Origin of the sequence: Microcoleus sp. B4-D4 (genome assembly GCF_036705185.1) — a bacterium.
Lineage (GTDB): Bacteria > Cyanobacteriota > Cyanobacteriia > Cyanobacteriales > Microcoleaceae > Microcoleus.
The window spans coordinates 84,768-100,523 of record NZ_JAUBTX010000003.1; the positions used below are offsets into that span (position 1 = coordinate 84,768).

Consider the following 15,756-nt stretch of genomic DNA (forward strand, 5'->3'; position numbering starts at 1 on the left):
AAATGCTATACACAACAACTTAACTAATTCAGTAGTCGAAATATTCAAACTTCCGGTAGTCCTCAATCCTGCTCTATAGCTTTCAATGCTGCTAAATATCGCTCTTTAATATCTTTGCGATCTAATTCATCGAAATTTGCCTGCTGGCTGGCGCGTTCAGTCTGATCGGCGTGTCGCCTGAGTGCTGTTCGGTGTGTGGTTCGATTGGTGAAACGGGCCACAATCGCGATCGCCTCTAGCAAGCGCATCGTGACAGCTACATTCGATTTTCCATTCTGTCGAATTTGGTTAAAGGCTGCATCGATCACATCTGCAAAGGCGATTGGTTCAGCAATCATCCGCAACTGGTTGCCGTCGTCGTAGCGGTAGGGAGAGGGAATATCTCTTTGGGTTAAACGACAAAGGGCCGCACTCAGTTGGTCAATACAGCGGATAGCCGTAAACGGATCGTTGATTCCTGGAGAAAGAGCGCGTACTGCAATCTCAACGAGTTGGTCGATCGAAAATTCTACATCCTGCTGCTCCGTGCGCTGCGAGCCAATCAGAAAAGCACCGTTAATCTTGGAGGCAAGTTCCTCGTTTACCTGTTTTCCAGGAAAGACTTGTACAAGTTCACTTCCTTCGACAGTAAAGCGACCCGGGCGCTGTTGAATTTGTAACAGCAGGTTATGCTCGCTGGCAATTTGCATTAGTTCGTGATTATTAATCGCTTGAATGTAGCCACCATTCTTTGCTGAAACTGGACGGGCATCTCGGTCAAAATTAGCTGGAATATCAGCGGAAATGTCCGATGGATTGTCTTGCTGCTTGTTTTTAGCTTTACTGGTTCCCATACTTTCTGGAAACAGTCGATCGATCGCATCATCAAGTTCGCTACCAACTACTTTAATCACGTGATCGACCTGAATTGATGAGGCAGAATGATGAATGAAATAAATCAATACGCCAATGCTGGCGATCGCCAAACCAATGCCACAAGTTACCGCTAAGTGGGGGACAAACTCATGTTCTTCTAACCCGTTGATTGTTCGCAGCACCATCAAGCTATACACAAAGGTGGAAATGAACGTTCCCAGCACAATTTGGTTGCCCCTATCTTGCATAAAGTTACGCAGCAAGCGAGGGCCAAACTGCGAAGATGCAAGTTGAAGGGCAACGATTGTAATTGAAAAAGCTGTGGTAGCAACGCTCATCATTGAACTGGCGATCGCCGAAAGAATGGCGCGCGAGCCGCTCGGGCCTAGAGTATATGCCCAGCCCAATTCTCCAATCAGCTTGGTTTTTTGATTTTGGTCAATCCAGATGGTGACGAACGAAAGTGCGATCGCCAAAAAAACCATGACGCTTGGTACAAACCAGAAACTCGAATTTAAGGACTCCCACAAGTTGCTCAACTTCGTATTTTTCACCGATCTTGCTCCTCAGTATGTTTGTTGTTGGAAATTACTTGGCCGTCTTCAGATTTAGTGCGTTGAAACTCTGTTGCGGCCAGTTGTCTGAGGGCGCGGCTGATACTGCGCGATTTGGGAACTTCAGCTTGTCCGGCGGGCCAGCCTTCCCGTTGACGGGTGCGATCGCCGTCTGTGTCTTCTGTCTGATCGTGGAACAAAATCTGCTGAGTGGGGAAGGGCAGATCGATCCCATTTGCTACTAGCTTGTTTTTAATGTTAGTTAATACGCGATCTTGAAAATCCAAGAGTTCGGCACGGCGAGGCGGCTGCACCCACCAGCGAGCGCGAATGTTAACACTGCTACCGGCCAATTCTACGACGATCGCATCGGGAGCTGGGTTTTTTAGCACTCCATCAACTTCATCAATTGCCTCTAAAATTAATTGTCTGGCCGTATCAATATCATCTCCGTAGCCAATCCCGATGTCATACTGCAAGCGGCGATTGTCAAAGGCTGTGTTCACGATGACTGAGTTGGTGAATAGTTCTGAGTTGGGAATTACTATGCGCCTACCATCATAGGTTTTGATTATTGTCGCCCGCGTTTGAATATTTTCTACAGTTCCCTCAAAGTTTTTGAAGACAATTTGGTCATCAATTTGGAAGGGTTCAGTTAGCAGGATCAAAACACCCGCCAGAAAATTTTGCAGGATATCGCGAAACGCAAACCCGATCGCCACACCGCTAATCCCCAATAGCTGAACGAGATCGTTTGCTTTGATGGACGGAATGACGATCGACAAAGCAATAAACAATCCTGTAAGAACGGTTACTCCTTGTGCTAATCGCCCCAGCACCAATCCTAAATTGCGAGCTTGGCGGTGAGCGGTGGTTAGTTTTCTGACCGTTCGTTTCAGGGTTCTGCCAATAAAAAAGAAAATTGCGAAAACAATCAGTGCCAGTACAATATTTGGTAATAAAATCAGGAAGTCGTTTCCCATTGCCTGGATTTTACTCCAAACATCGGTGATTTTTGTTGTTGTATTCACAAGAGTGTTAGCCAATACGTCACAGCCAATTTTATGCCAAAGCCATCCCATCGACCTCTACCAAAGGTTAGTAATTGGCTCAAGTGCAGTGTGGCTGAATTGCTGCTCTCTGATTTATTGAGGGCGGGGGTTGGGGGGCGAGCTAATTTTGAACGAATTCGAGAAATTCTTGTGCTTGGGCGATCGATTCTGCCGATCGGGCGATCGATTCAGCATAGATTGGATGAATAAAAGCTATTTATTCATAAAAATTATTGTTATGCCAATAACCGCGTATGTTGTGATTGCAGGATTCTAAATGTTGTGTTGCGAGGAGACTTATATGAATAGATTCTAAGATTTTAGCAAGTTCATCCCAATTATTAGGTAGAGATTCCATTGGGTTGTGTGCGATCGGGATTCTTTTATTATCCCAAAGAGCGATCGCACTTCAATCATATAAGGGCGATCGCTCTTTCAGCAGCTAAGTCAATTCTCATAAATACCATAGCAACATAGCCTGTGCCGAGCATTTTCAGGTCATGGATTTAAAAGACTATTGGGGTTGAGCTGCTTCAACTATAGCCTGAACCATCTTAATTGCATCTGTGATAGGTATTTGACCACTTTCGACAGCCCTCATTAAATCCTGAGCCCTTTGAGGGGTAATTAGATTAAGCCTAACTGGTTCTTTCAAGGAAACGATAAATTTTGTCTTGTCACTGTCTCTAACCTTAGATGCTCTTTCTTTTGCTTCAACCTCTCTTAGCTGTTCTTTTAACTGTTGGAGCATTTCTGCTTTTTTCCCTTCGTTGAAATTGCCATCAAAGATGATCCTCTTTGCTCCAACGAGAGCTGCTGCACCTAAAGCAGCAGCGCCAACAACCAATCCTACTGGGGGTGCAACCGCTATTAGCCCAAATAATATGGATGTACCGCCGAAAGCCGCAACAGCACCCGCAGCAGCACCCGCACCTACCACACCAATCCCAATATCAGCTAAAATTCCTAACTTATCATGAGGATTTTTTGCCAATTCCTCGATCGCTTTAAGGATTTGCTCCTTAGTTAGGGTTTTATTTCCTGACATATTAAGCCTCCTGATTGTTTCAAATTTTCTTATTTAAGCAGTGATAACGTTGATAAAAACTGCATTGAAAACATCAATCAGTAGTTGAAAAAACAATTTGGCGAGTTCAATAATGTCTTGTGCTACTCCAACTATCCCATCTACTTGACGGTAGCCTTGATCTAGTCTATGTCCAGCGATCGCACCAACAGTTATACCTAGCACTGCTGCCAATGGCGCTAACACTGGGCCGATAACTGGTACTGAACGTACCAATAGTCCCACAGCAACTCCTAGAGCAATGCCCGTAGCTAAATTAGGATGTGCTTTGACAAACTCGATAATTTTGAGCAGAATAATTTTCCCTACAGCCAAAACTTTGTTACCAGATTTTTTCGTGTAGGTAGCCAACTCGTGCAATCTGATGGTGACTTCGTGGGGCAAGCCGAGATCGTTTAACCAGACATACAAATCGCTACTACTCATTGAATCGGCATCTACTTGCCAGAGAACCATTTCTAAGTTTGCTTGGGGGAGGGATAATGCTTGTGCAGTCATTTTTTTCCTATGGGAAAGCTATAATAGTGCCTCTTAAATATGATTGTGACTCTAAAATCTCAGTCTTGTCCAGTCGGAAAAAGTCGGATAAAGTAAGCACTTTTATATCATTTGCCATTTACCCATGCCAGAAAAAGCTGGACAAACTCGATCGGGTCGGAAAAAGTCGGATCGAGTAGGATATAATAGGCAAAACCCCAGCATTAACCCGACCTATGGACGTTCAAGAAGTCTTAAAACTTGCCGACGACCTAGTTTTTATCAATACGGGAAAACACTTAGACAATCTGCAAGAGGTGATACTGCGGGGAACTTTGCAAGGTCTGAAATACTCAAAAATAGCCGATGAATCTCACTGTAGTGAAGGTCACATTAAAGATATGGCCTCTGCATTATGGAAGCTACTATCAGAAGTATTAGGCGAAGAAGTCAATAAAGCAAATTTTAGAGTCAGATTGGAGCAAGTAAAATTCTCAAATCTCTGGTGGAACTTCAATAAAGATATTGTACAAATTGGTGAAGTCAACTTCTGTGAAAATAATTCACATTCCCCAAAAGTCCCCAACTCACCAATTGATGAAGAACCTCTAAACAAAGGCGATACTGAACCAAAATTGCGTCAATTCTTAGCTGGAATGCCTAAGTCTGGCATTTTCTACGATCGCACATCCGAACTCACCACCCTCAAACAGTGGATTCTCCACGAAAACACCCGCCTACTCGCCATATTAGGCATAGTCGGCATCGGCAAAACCGCACTCGCCGCCCAACTTGTCCAACAAATCAAACATGAATTTGATTTCGTCATCTGGCGAAGTCTCGCCACATCTCCACCACAGCCAATACTTCAAACAAATATAATTCAATGTTTCAGTAGGGGCGGTGTCCCCGTATCCGCGCCAGAGGATGGGACGATCGCAGGGGGATTGCCCCTACTGGAATACTTGCAAAAATACCGCTGTCTGCTGATACTCGATGACGTACAAATGGTAAATAGCAGCGGACAACTCGCTGGCAATTACCAAATTGGATACGAAGATTACGGCACGCTATTTCGACAAGTAGCAGAATTATCTCATAACAGTTGCTTAGTGTTGCTTAGTTGGGAAACACCCAGAGAAATTGCCGTATTAGAAGGCAAAAACCAACCAGTGCGATCGTTACAACTGAATGGTTTAGGTGATCAAGCGGGGGAAATCCTCAGAGAACAAGGTTTAGCTGAACATAAAAAATGGTCAGAACTAATTGAACAATACAGAGGCAATCCCTTGTGGTTAAAAATAGTGGCGACAATGATTCAAGATTTATTTAACGGCAGCGTCTCGGAATTTTTGTCTGACGATCCACTATTTTTAGGGGATTTAGAATCTTTACTGCATCAGCCATTTAATCGCTTATCCGAGTCAGAAAAACAGGTAATGTCATGGCTAGCGAGTGAAACCGCGCCAGTTTCCATCTCAAAAGTGCCAGAGAATATCCAATTATCTCGATCGCAGTTTTTGAAAGTTATGCAATCCTTGGGACGGCGTTCGTTAATTGAAAAAATCCAGAAGGACGATTCCCTACGGGATAGCTACGCTTCACGCACATTTTTTACCCTTGCACCGGTACTAAAAGAGTATGTCAAAACGAACTATTCCCCAAAATAGAACAAGAAGCCCGATCGCCCTTTTAGTAAAATTGGGGTTTTAGCCGATCGCACTTAAATCTGATAGAATTAGGTATCTGCAAAACATCTGAACGATCGCTAAATGCACGTTATCAGTCGCAAAAAATTAATAGACTACTGCCAAAATCATGCTGATTCCTGCGAAGCCCTCGATGATTGGTACAAAATTGCTAGTCAAGCCAACTGGAATAAACTTATTGAAGTTCAAACTATTTATCCTCAAGCTGAAGCAGTTGGAAATTTTACAATTTTCAAGGTCAAAGGAAATAAATATCGCTTAATTGTAAGTCTTAACTATCAAAAGCAGATTGTTTATATCAAGTACATTTTGACTCATGCAGAATATGACAGAAACAACTGGAAAAATGACCCTTACTTTTGACTCCGACAGGTACAGCAGCTTGCTATCTCAATATCAACCTCGCATTATCAAAAATGAAGATGAAAACGAAATATTTTTAGAAATAGTTGAAAGCTTGCTTTCTCGGAACAATCTAACCCCCGAAGAAGATACCCTCCTAGAACTATTAGTCAAACTAATTGAAGATTTTGAAGAAACGCATTATCAAATAAATGCTTCAACGCCCCACTCAAGACTTCTTCATTTGATGGATGCTAGAAATCTAGAGCCAGCGGATTTAGTAGAAATTATGGACACACTTGAGATAGTAACTCAAATCATTAATAACCAGCTAGAAATTACCAAAAAACAAGCTGAGGCTTTGGGAAAGTTTTTTGATGTCAATCCGAGTTTGTTTATATTTAATTAATTACAATCTTTCATATCTCTGTAGTCAGCGCAGGCGGACTTCATTTGTTTAGACGCGATTTCAATCGCCGATCCATCTTAGAAATTTGCGATCGACCTTTGTTTATTTAATTGGCTTTTCAGTCCTCTAAAAGAGGACTTTCGCTATGAGACGGGGGTTTTCAACCCGGCGGACTTGCGGGTTAGCGAAGGGATTTTGGCGTCCCCAAAGTGCGATTTCCTACGAGATAGCTAAGCTACACGCACTTTCTCATCATTTTTTTATAGTGGAATCCAATCCAATTTATCAATCCATTCTTCAGCTTCCGAAGTCTCCCAAACTGTCACAATTTCTTCTGCCCATCTGCCTAAACTTGCACTTGGACGCACCCAAAACAGTCCCCAAATTTGTCCCCCTCCGGCCCAATATTCCTCCAAATGTCCGGGAATACTTTTGCGGTTATCCGTTACCAATAGCCTTTGCGATGATTCCAAATAGCTGATAATTTCTGGATCTAGGGTTCCTAATGGCGGTGCATTTGCGTCGCCCACCCGCAAAATATCTATCTCCGGTTGAAGTTTTAAAACAGCACTTTTGAGCTTAGGCGGCAAATTTTCATCGATTAAAAAACGAATTTTCACTTGAGTAGAAGTAACTCCTGTTCTCGCTGTGCTTTGATTGCTCTTACACGCTTTACTACATCAGAAGGTTCCTTAGCCAACCATTCCTGATAGCGTTCTTCCCGCCACTTCGCCAGCCGCAACATATAAGCATCCATCTGCCTCCGATTTTGCAGATAATAAGTTAGTGTCGCGTAAATTTTCTCTAAATTTAGACTCGGTAATTCTTCCAGAATTTGGTCGGGCGAATATCCATCCAAGTAATATTTAATCACGTCGTCGATACCGATCCGATGTCCTTTGATGCGGATGTCATCCGGGTCGAGAAATTCAAAATAGTCTTCTAGTTGCATCGGTTTATCTCCGAATACTTAGTTAATAAGATTTTATCATAATTGCAAAGGGCGATCGACCTTCTATAATAGAAACTTGTCGCGATCGCCCTTTATCCCCCTTACCATGCTTCAAATCCGCCGCCGTCCCCCCAGCACCTCAGTCTCCGTACTCTACCTCAGCTACGAAATCGCCGTACCCGACTCCGAACCCCGCCACATCCTCGAAGAAATCGTCTGGCAAAAAGAAGCAGAAGTGGCCCAAAAGCGCGATCGCACCCCGCTAGCCGAACTTCACAAAAGACTCCCCTTTGCGCCCCCCATCCGCGACTTCCTCGGCGCGCTCAAAAACGGTAAAACCACACCCGCAATCATCGCCGAAGTCAAAAAAGCTTCCCCCAGCAAAGGCGTAATTCGTGAAGATTTCGACCCCGTGGCGATCGCCCTAGCATACCAACAAAACGGCGCTAGCTGCATCTCCGTACTCACCGATGAAAAGTTCTTTCAAGGTAGCTTCGACAACCTCGCTAAAATCCGTGCCGCCGTCGAATTGCCACTACTTTGCAAAGAGTTTATTATCTATCCCTACCAAATCTATCTCGCCCGCATTCACGGCGCAGATGCTGTATTGTTAATTGCCAGCATTCTATCTGACAAAGACTTACAATACTTTGTAAAAATTGTCAAGACATTGGGCATGACTGCTTTAATCGAAGTTCACACTCTCGAAGAACTCGATCGAGTATTAACCCTACAAGGCGTCGAATTAATCGGCATCAACAACCGCAACCTAGAAAACTTTTCCGTCAGGCTAGAAACCACCGGTCAACTATTAGCCGATCGCCAAACCGACATCCAAGCAAAAAACATCCTCACCGTCAGCGAGTCAGGAATCCACACAGCAGACGACCTCAGCCAAGTAGCCAGCGCCGGAGTCCAAGCCGTCCTCATCGGCGAGTCCCTAGTCAAACAGCCGGATCCGGGCGCTGCTTTAGCCTCCCTAGCCAAGGCTCATCCGCAAACCTAAAAGGCCAGACCGCTTGACAAACACCCCTGAATTCTGATAGAAAATGATTAAGTATGTAAATAATCAGCATTTCTGGCCTGTATCGACTCAATCGCTTAATTTATGAAAAATTAGCATTCGCAGCTATATTTCATAGAAATAGCTGGCAAAAAACCAATTAAATCTATTCGCTCTGGTTAGTCGATCGCGAAATTTAGCGCTGCCAACGCACCCAGCCCCCGAAAATTTGATCGGCAAAGCTAGGGTTTTTGTACGGCTAGCAAACCGATAAAAAATCAGGCATCTAATGTCCACCTGCGATGCCCCATGCAATTGCAATGGGGTGTCTGTTCGCTGAGGTATGTTAGCTTTCATGGAGCCAATTCCCCTGCCTTCGTACATTCATTATGAATTGTTACTTCAATTGTTAGAACGCAAAACAATGTTTGCTGTCAGTCCACAATCGCCGCAGCAGCAACAAGTTCACCAACTTATTATTACACTGCGTAAAGCCCTTGCCATTCAAAAGCAATTAGAACAAAGCTGCGAGCGATCGAACTTAGCGGTAGAATACCGCTGGTCTTTAAATGAAACTAACTCTACGGGAGTTAAAAATTAAAAGTTAAAAAACTTAGAGTGCAGACTTTAAAGTTTCAGTTTTTGATTTATTCTATTAACTCCCACAGAAAAAGTTAGGACAGGATTATGGACAACAAATTAATGCTGATGATTCCCGGCCCGACACCGGTGCCGGAAGCGGCTTTGCTGGCGATGGCTAAACACCCGATGGGCCACCGCAGCAAGGAATTTGATGCGATTTTTGGGGAATGTACCGAAAACCTCAAATGGCTGCACCAAACAAAAAGTGACGTGCTGAGTTTGACCGTTTCCGGTACCGGCGCGATGGAAGCTGGGATAATTAATTTCTTGAGTGCGGGCGATCGAGTTTTAGTCGGATGCAACGGTAAATTTGGCGAACGCTGGGCCGAAGTCGCAGAAGCCTACGGTTTAAATGTCGAAATCATCAAAGCCGATTGGGGCCAACAATTAGACCCCGAAAATTTCCGCGAAAAACTGGAAGCTGATACAGAAAAGCAAATCAAAGCTGTCATCATCACCCACTCGGAAACCTCCACCGGCGTTCTCAACGACCTCGAAACCATCAATCGCCACGTCAAAGCCCACGGCGAAGCTTTAATCATGGTCGATGCTGTCACCAGTTTAGGCGCTGCCAACGTACCGATGGACGCTTGGGGAATTGACGTGATTGCTTCTGGTTCTCAGAAAGCTTACATGATTCCCCCAGGTTTGGGTTTTGTGGCTGTTAGTCCAAAAGCTTGGAAAGCTTACAAAACTGCGACGCTGCCCCGCTATTATTTGGATTTGGGCAAATATAGCAAAGACGCTGCCAAAAATACCACTCCTTTTACTCCGCCGGTCAATATGTTTTTTGGACTGCAAGTAACATTGCAGATGATGAAAGCCGAAGGGTTAGAAAACGTTTTCGCGCGGCACAAACGGTTGATGACAACTACTCGCGCTGCTGTAAAAGCTTTAGGTTTGCCGTTGTTCGCGGCTGACGGTGCAGCCAGCCCTGCGATTACTTCGGTGATGCCACCTGAATCTGTAGATGCTCAAAAAGTGCGGACTTTGATGAGAAAGAGATTTGATATTGCTCTAGCCGACGGACAAGACCATTTGAAAGGTAAAATCTTCCGAATCGGTCATTTGGGCTTCGTGTGCGATCGCGATATTCTAGCAGCTATTTCCGCCTTGGAAGTCGTATTGCAAGAATTGGGCCATGAAGGCTATACTCCTGGTGCCGGCGTTGCCGCTGCTGCGAAACTTTTGGCAGAATCTTAATCTAAGTTATTAAAGGATTTTGGATTTGGGATTTTATTATCTAAAATCTAAAATCCTTTTAATATGCTTGCGCCAACCAATCAAAGATTTTATCCAACTGGTCGAGAGTGACTAAACCGTACTGCCACAGAACCATCGGCAACGAATTCGGGTCTTTGTCGCGCTGCCGCTGTTTGTCGCCGCGACGTTCGGCTACGGCTATTGAAGCGGGAGAAATCGCCAAATCTTCTTGTAAAAATCGAATTAATTTAGTGTAAGTAGCGGGTGCCATGTCATTTTGCCTCCAAGTATAGGACACCATTTTCTGATGTGAACCTGATGTTTGTGATTAGTAATAAGCCAGTTTTAAATCTGTCTTTTAACCGTGGCTTAGCTGTTTTAACAGTATTAGCGGTTGTTAAAAATGTGAAACTTAGTGCTGGGTGGGAGTTGAAAGCCAATCTTTCCCAAAAACCAAAAGATTTTGTACTTTTGCGGATAGCCCGATCGCTCAATAGATCGCGATCAAAACCTAAACTGAATACCTCGGCATCTGTGAAGCACGAATCTGAAATAAATTCTGCTACTGAAAACTAATAAACTAGGTTCAGAGTCTAGCTTCATCTGCGAAAATGCAGAATCCGCAAATTTACTGCCGCAATATTGGTCAGATATTTTGCTCTAACCCGAATCTGCTACCTGAGATCAACTTTGCCAATTAATTTAGCGCGTCGCATCTTACTTCAGATAGGTTTAGTAGATTGAGGTCGATCGCCTGAAGTTCCAGAAAATTGCCTTTCGCGATCGAGGTCTTGGAGACCACCACCGTCTCTCAGGATTGATAACGAGTCGCTGACTCGTCTCATAGCTTGTAAAAGTATAGTCATTTATTACATGACACGGGAGGCGTTGAGTCCCTCCCCTTTCGCTCTCACTTCGAGCAGATTAACCCGCCTCGGCTGAACTACGCAGCTCTCTATCCCATTACTAAAAGCATTTGGGATTGCTTTTCTAAAAATATTGTAAGACCTGCGACGCACAATCTACAGCTTCCACAAACAAGCTCAAGTCTAGACTGACTGAGATTGACATCGTAGCAAATCTTTTCCTATTTGTGCTGAATCTTACATTAATAATCTAACAAATTTTGTAAATTTTTGTAAAGTTTATAAATTTTTGCTGGTTATACAAAGCCGAACTCAGCCGGATCTGAACGGAGAGTGATATCAATTCCGGTTGAGCTCATACATGACTGTTGACTGTTGACTGTTGACTGTTGACTGTTGATTGTTGACTGTTGATTGTTGACTGTTGATTGTTGACTGTTGACTGTTGACTGGTCAAAAAACTGAATGGTTGAGTGTTGACTGTTGACTAGATTTGATTATTCCGATGCAACCGGAAACGCTATGACGGGTGATAATTATTACTTGAAAAACTCGATTTCAATCCGATCGCCCACTTTGACACCGAGTTCAGCAGCCCGCCCGCCACGAAGTTCGATCACTCGATCGACAGGAGTATCAGGCCCGTAGGTAGGACAAGGCTCGGCTGTACAGGGAGGAGCCTCGGCTGCGATAGCTGTGACTACTCCATCCCGCAGAAAAATCATATCCAGAGAAATCTGGCAATTTTTCATCCAAAAATTGACCCACCGCGCCGGTTTAAACTCAAACAGCATTCCTCTGTCATCGGCCAGAGAAGTTCTGTACATTAAACCCATAGCCTGTTGTTCCGATGTTTTAGCGACTTCGAGTTCGATCTGGCGATCGGCTATCCGAGCTCTAGCAGAAATAGGCAGCACTTGACCCGATGTTGTCGCCGTCGGAGACTGCGAGGCCAAAATGCCAGTAACACCAGCATCCGCGACAGGTAAAGCCGGCGAACATCCCAGCAAAAATATAATTACCCCAATATTTAGGAAAGTAGCGAAATAACTCATAATGATTTTAGATTTAGAATCGGGAATGGGGAATTGGGAATTGGGAATGGGGAATTGGGAATTGGGAATTGGGAATTGGGAATGGGGAATTGGGAATTGGGAATTGGGAATTGGGAATTGGCCATTGGGAATTGGGAATTGGGAATTGGCCATTGGGAATAACCAATAACCAATAACCAATAACCAATAACTAATGACTAATGACTAATGACTTCTTCAAGCTTCCCGCATCACGTAGCCAACACCCCGCACCGTCTGAATCAAGCGTTTTTCGCCTTCATCTTCAATCTTGAGCCGCAGATAGCGGATGTAAACTTCTATCACATTCGACTCGCCCAGAAAGTCGTAACCCCAAACATTCTCTAGAATTTGTTCCCGAGTCAAAACCTCGCGGGGATGTTCCATCAAATACTTTAGCAGCTCAAATTCTTTCATCGTCAGGTCGATCGTCCGTCCGTTGCGGAGGGCGCGCCTAGAAGCCAAATCCAAAACTAAATCGCCAAACCTCAACTGTTCGCTGCTGGGGCGTTCCGGCTGCAAATACAAGCGTACCAAGTGCAAAAACTCGTCAGTGCGGTAAGGTTTGAGAAAATAATCGTCCGCCCCAGCTTCCAGACAAGCCACGCGATCGTCAACTGTATCACGACCGATCAATAATAACACCGGTACCCGATTGCCACTGCTTCGGAGGTGAGAACACAGCGACAGTCCCGACTCAGGGCCGAGTATGCGATCGATTACAATCAAAGCTGGCTGCAATTCACGGGCTAAATGTTGGCCGGCGGCGGTATTTGAAGCTATTACCGGTTCGTAGCCTGAAGATTTTAAGTCGAGACTCAAGTGTCCGGCGAGAACTTCGTCTGTTTCTACTAGCAGGACACGGGGATTGCGATCGAAAGTAATTGCAGCCATTGAATTGACCGGTGAAGACCATAACTGTTGTAGCACGTTTGAGGGCAGTTGGTTGTTGGCAGTTGGTAGTTGGCAGTTGGTTGTTGGCAGTTGGTTGTTGGCAGTTGGCAGTTGGCAGTAATTATTAGCTCTTGTTAACAATTAACAATTAACAACCAACAATTAACAACCAACAATTAACAACCAACAACCAATAACTAATAATAATTAACAACCAACAATTAATTGACAACCAACAACCAATAACTAATAACTCACAACTCACAACTCACAACTCACAACTAATAACCAATAACCAATAACTAATGACCATCATCGTATTCGGCAGTATCAATATTGACCTAGCAGCAAAAACTCCCCGTTTACCGCAGCCGGGGGAAACTATTATCGGTAGCAATTTTTTGACGGCCGGCGGCGGCAAAGGAGCAAATCAAGCCGTCGCCGCCTCGCGTATTGGAACTTTTACCCACATCGTCGGTCGCGTCGGCAATGATAAATTTGCTGAAGAATTATTGACTAATTTACAATCTTATGGTGTAAATACAGAGAATGTATTGATAGATAAAACCACTCATTCGGGTGTGGCAATTATCGCTGTAGATGATAGCGGTCAAAATAATATTATTGTGATTCCGGGGGCGAATAACAATGTTGGTGCAGCAGATATAGAATGTCTGAAAAAACTGTTGCCCCAATCTACATCGCTGCTATTACAGTTAGAAATTCCCCTGGAAGTTGTCCGAAAAGCTGCTAGAGTTGGCCGGGAAGCGGGGGTGCGAGTGATTCTCGATCCTGCGCCGGCTGTGGGGGATTTGCCGATCGAACTTTATCCGCTAATTGACATTATCACGCCGAATGAAGTGGAAGCTGGCCAGTTAGTCGGTTTTGCGGTGAATGACACGGAAACGGCGATGGCAGCGGCTAAACAGTTGCAGGAACGCGGTGTCGAAAATGTTATTGTCAAATTGGGCGATCGCGGGGTGGTGGCGGTGACTGCAGATGAGAGCTTTTTTGTGCCGGCTTTTGCTGTGGAGGCGATCGACACTGTGGCCGCTGGCGATGCTTTTAACGGCGGATTGGCTTGTGCTTTAGATGGCGGTCGATCGCTCCGTGAAGCAGTGGTGTGGGGCGCAGCAGCGGGCGCTCTGTGTGCAACGAAAGCGGGCGCTCAAGCTGCTATGCCCGATCGCGCAACGTTCGATCGTTTTTTGCAGAATAGACTGATTGCTTAAATATTCGATCGATAGGAAGACGGCAGTTTGTACGGTGTGTCCGGTCGATTGATAGCAATAAATTGGATCGCGCGATCCGTGATTGTTATGGTAATCGATCGGACTTGATATAACGAGCACAAAAAATGAAAAAACCAGGTTTCTTTTAAGAAGTCTGGTTTTTACGTCTGGGCGGACGCACGCAAGGGCCCATACACCGGGTTTTTCAGTTAATCTACAGGTTAGTGCGAAGAATTATTGTCAAAAAAACCCGGTTTCCGATCGCCCCAGAGTGAGTCCTTGGGGTATTTTATTGTCTAGTTGAAGCTACTTAACTTCGGACGATGGCCGAGTGTTAGGCGATTCGTAGTAAACCCCAGAACCTGTATCGGAGACAAAGTGACAATCCCAGTAAGAGCGAATAAAGCTCTTCCAAATTGGATCGGTTGACTTGCGATAATAATCGCCCAACAATGGTTTAATTGCTTCGGTTGCTTCCTTCAAGTGATAGTGCGGCATTGTCGAGAAAATGTGGTGGGCGACGTGGGTGCCGATGTCGTGATGGATGGAGTTGATGAATCCGTAATCGCGATCGATCGTAGATAGCGCACCTTTCAAGAAATACCAGTCATCTCCGCGATACCAAGGAATATCGGCTTCTGTGTGGTGCAGGAATGTTACCAAATCCAGCCACATTACAAAGATTACGTAGGGAACCAGGTAGAACTTGAGTAAAAACAACCAACCAAATTGGTAGGTTAATGCGCCTAAAAAGCCTACCATCAATACTAAGGATGCGGAACTCGTCAACACATCCCATTTTTCGGAAGGACGGAAAATCGGGCTACCGGGCATGAAGTGAGAACCTACCCGATCGGGCGATCGACGAAACAGATAAATTGGATAGGCAAATAACATCAAATAAAAGCGTCCCAGCTTCTCATACCAGGGCATTTGATTGTATTTGCTTTCCGACACTGGATACCAGCTTTCATCGTTATCCAAGCTGCCTGTATTCGCGTGGTGGGTTCTGTGGCTGATCCGCCAACCGTGGAAGGGTACGAGAATTGGAGCGTGGGAGAGGTGTCCGATCAGGTTGTTCAGCCATTTTTTCTTAGAAAATGAACCGTGCCCGCAGTCGTGGCCTACTACAAACAACGCCCAAAACATGGTTCCCTGCATCAACCAAAAGATTGGATAAAACCACCATGAATCGAGGCTGTAGGCGATCGCGTATAAACCTGCGATGATGCCAATATCTAAAAAGAAATAAGCTAGAGATTTCCCTGTCGAGGGTTCAAAACAATGGGCTGGAATGGCTGCTTTAACATCTTGAAGAGTAAAAGGTAACTCTTTTGTACGGGAGGATGAGCTTTTATCGCTCGGCGGATTGAGAAGAGTATTTGATTGCACGAAGTTTCCGATTT

The 15,756-nt window shown here is 44.7% G+C and carries 20 protein-coding genes and 1 pseudogene; 9 read left to right on the forward strand and 12 right to left on the reverse strand.

The features are described 5' to 3' along the window. Positions 1-62: 62 nt before the first annotated feature. Together QUB13_RS03600 and QUB13_RS03605 are read right to left on the reverse strand one after the other, a co-directional pair. Positions 63-1,409, reverse strand: a complete 1,347-nt coding sequence (locus QUB13_RS03600; RefSeq protein ID WP_333379033.1) for a DUF2254 domain-containing protein — start codon at positions 1,407-1,409, stop codon at positions 63-65. Continuing rightward, complete coding sequence (locus tag QUB13_RS03605; protein ID WP_333379036.1) at positions 1,406-2,440, reverse strand: mechanosensitive ion channel family protein; 1,035 nt, start codon at positions 2,438-2,440, stop codon at positions 1,406-1,408. Before QUB13_RS03605 ends, QUB13_RS03600 begins: the two co-directional genes overlap by 4 nt. A 33-nt stretch (positions 2,441-2,473) precedes the next feature. Here QUB13_RS03605 and QUB13_RS03610 point away from each other — a divergent pair, with 33 nt between their 5' ends. Next, positions 2,474-2,671 (forward strand): hypothetical protein, encoded by a 198-nt coding sequence (locus tag QUB13_RS03610; protein ID WP_333379038.1) that lies wholly within the window; start codon positions 2,474-2,476, stop codon positions 2,669-2,671. Positions 2,672-2,975: 304 nt separating this feature from the next. Here the strand turns inward: QUB13_RS03610 and QUB13_RS03615 are convergent, their stop codons facing one another. Together QUB13_RS03615 and QUB13_RS03620 are read right to left on the reverse strand one after the other, a co-directional pair. Next, on the reverse strand, positions 2,976-3,455 hold the full coding sequence (locus QUB13_RS03615) for a hypothetical protein (protein WP_333379040.1): 480 nt from the start codon (positions 3,453-3,455) through the stop codon (positions 2,976-2,978). 87 nt (positions 3,456-3,542) lie between these two features. Next, positions 3,543-4,046, reverse strand: a complete 504-nt coding sequence (locus QUB13_RS03620; RefSeq protein WP_333379042.1) for a hypothetical protein — start codon at positions 4,044-4,046, stop codon at positions 3,543-3,545. Positions 4,047-4,261: 215 nt separating this feature from the next. On the opposite strand from QUB13_RS03620, the gene QUB13_RS03625 reads away from it, so the two are divergent. The 3 genes from QUB13_RS03625 to QUB13_RS03635 all read left to right on the forward strand — a co-directional run bounded on the left by QUB13_RS03625 (position 4,262) and on the right by QUB13_RS03635 (position 6,485). Beyond that, on the forward strand, positions 4,262-5,695 hold the full coding sequence (locus QUB13_RS03625) for an NB-ARC domain-containing protein (RefSeq protein WP_333379044.1): 1,434 nt from the start codon (positions 4,262-4,264) through the stop codon (positions 5,693-5,695). Between the two features lie 102 nt (positions 5,696-5,797). Beyond that, on the forward strand, positions 5,798-6,097 hold the full coding sequence (locus tag QUB13_RS03630; RefSeq protein WP_333379046.1) for a type II toxin-antitoxin system HigB family toxin: 300 nt from the start codon (positions 5,798-5,800) through the stop codon (positions 6,095-6,097). After that, the gene (locus tag QUB13_RS03635; protein WP_333090949.1) at positions 6,060-6,485 is read left to right on the forward strand and encodes a helix-turn-helix domain-containing protein; all 426 of its coding nucleotides are present in this window, start codon (positions 6,060-6,062) and stop codon (positions 6,483-6,485) included. Before QUB13_RS03630 ends, QUB13_RS03635 begins: the two co-directional genes overlap by 38 nt. A 260-nt stretch (positions 6,486-6,745) precedes the next feature. Here QUB13_RS03635 and QUB13_RS03640 read toward each other — a convergent pair whose 3' ends face one another. After that, a complete protein-coding gene (locus QUB13_RS03640) occupies positions 6,746-7,105 on the reverse strand; it encodes a DUF5615 family PIN-like protein (RefSeq protein WP_333090951.1) in 360 nt (119 codons plus the stop codon). Next, on the reverse strand, positions 7,102-7,437 hold the full coding sequence (locus tag QUB13_RS03645) for a DUF433 domain-containing protein (RefSeq protein WP_333090952.1): 336 nt from the start codon (positions 7,435-7,437) through the stop codon (positions 7,102-7,104). Before QUB13_RS03645 ends, QUB13_RS03640 begins: the two co-directional genes overlap by 4 nt. Positions 7,438-7,543: 106 nt before the next feature. On the opposite strand from QUB13_RS03645, the gene trpC reads away from it, so the two are divergent. From trpC to QUB13_RS03660, 3 genes are all read left to right on the forward strand, one after another. Then, positions 7,544-8,443: an indole-3-glycerol phosphate synthase TrpC gene (trpC, locus tag QUB13_RS03650; protein WP_333379049.1), complete on the forward strand. Its 900-nt coding sequence runs from the start codon at positions 7,544-7,546 to the stop codon at positions 8,441-8,443. 352 nt (positions 8,444-8,795) lie between these two features. Continuing rightward, positions 8,796-9,041, forward strand: coding sequence for a DUF5340 domain-containing protein (locus QUB13_RS03655; RefSeq protein ID WP_106148463.1), 246 nt, complete (start codon positions 8,796-8,798; stop codon positions 9,039-9,041). An 86-nt stretch (positions 9,042-9,127) separates the two neighbouring features. After that, positions 9,128-10,285, forward strand: a complete 1,158-nt coding sequence (locus tag QUB13_RS03660) for a pyridoxal-phosphate-dependent aminotransferase family protein (protein WP_333379051.1) — start codon at positions 9,128-9,130, stop codon at positions 10,283-10,285. A gap of 58 nt (positions 10,286-10,343) precedes the next feature. Here QUB13_RS03660 and QUB13_RS03665 read toward each other — a convergent pair whose 3' ends face one another. From QUB13_RS03665 to QUB13_RS03680, 4 genes and pseudogenes are all read right to left on the reverse strand, one after another. After that, positions 10,344-10,556 carry a DUF2949 domain-containing protein gene (locus QUB13_RS03665; protein WP_194012183.1) on the reverse strand — a complete coding sequence of 71 codons (213 nt, stop codon included), beginning with the start codon at positions 10,554-10,556 and terminating at the stop codon, positions 10,344-10,346. Positions 10,557-11,007: 451 nt separating this feature from the next. Further along, on the reverse strand, positions 11,008-11,151 hold the full coding sequence (locus QUB13_RS03670; protein WP_333090957.1) for a hypothetical protein: 144 nt from the start codon (positions 11,149-11,151) through the stop codon (positions 11,008-11,010). Positions 11,152-11,154: 3 nt separating this feature from the next. Then, positions 11,155-11,292: pseudogene (locus tag QUB13_RS03675) on the reverse strand (RNA-guided endonuclease TnpB family protein); the annotation flags it as partial. Between the two features lie 398 nt (positions 11,293-11,690). Next, positions 11,691-12,206, reverse strand: coding sequence for a DUF192 domain-containing protein (locus QUB13_RS03680; protein WP_333379054.1), 516 nt, complete (start codon positions 12,204-12,206; stop codon positions 11,691-11,693). 1 nt (position 12,207) lies between these two features. Between QUB13_RS03680 and QUB13_RS03685 the strand changes: the two genes are divergently transcribed. Then, positions 12,208-12,375 carry a hypothetical protein gene (locus QUB13_RS03685; protein WP_333379056.1) on the forward strand — a complete coding sequence of 56 codons (168 nt, stop codon included), beginning with the start codon at positions 12,208-12,210 and terminating at the stop codon, positions 12,373-12,375. Between the two features lie 47 nt (positions 12,376-12,422). Here the strand turns inward: QUB13_RS03685 and nblR are convergent, their stop codons facing one another. Next, a complete protein-coding gene (gene nblR, locus QUB13_RS03690) occupies positions 12,423-13,118 on the reverse strand; it encodes a response regulator transcription factor NblR (protein ID WP_194012185.1) in 696 nt (231 codons plus the stop codon). A 305-nt stretch (positions 13,119-13,423) separates the two neighbouring features. Between nblR and rbsK the strand changes: the two genes are divergently transcribed. Further along, positions 13,424-14,350 (forward strand): ribokinase, encoded by a 927-nt coding sequence (gene rbsK / locus QUB13_RS03695; RefSeq protein ID WP_333379058.1) that lies wholly within the window; start codon positions 13,424-13,426, stop codon positions 14,348-14,350. A 306-nt stretch (positions 14,351-14,656) separates the two neighbouring features. On the opposite strand, the gene QUB13_RS03700 is transcribed toward rbsK, so the two are convergent. Next, positions 14,657-15,742: a fatty acid desaturase gene (locus QUB13_RS03700; protein WP_194071098.1), complete on the reverse strand. Its 1,086-nt coding sequence runs from the start codon at positions 15,740-15,742 to the stop codon at positions 14,657-14,659. Positions 15,743-15,756 lie beyond the last annotated feature (14 nt).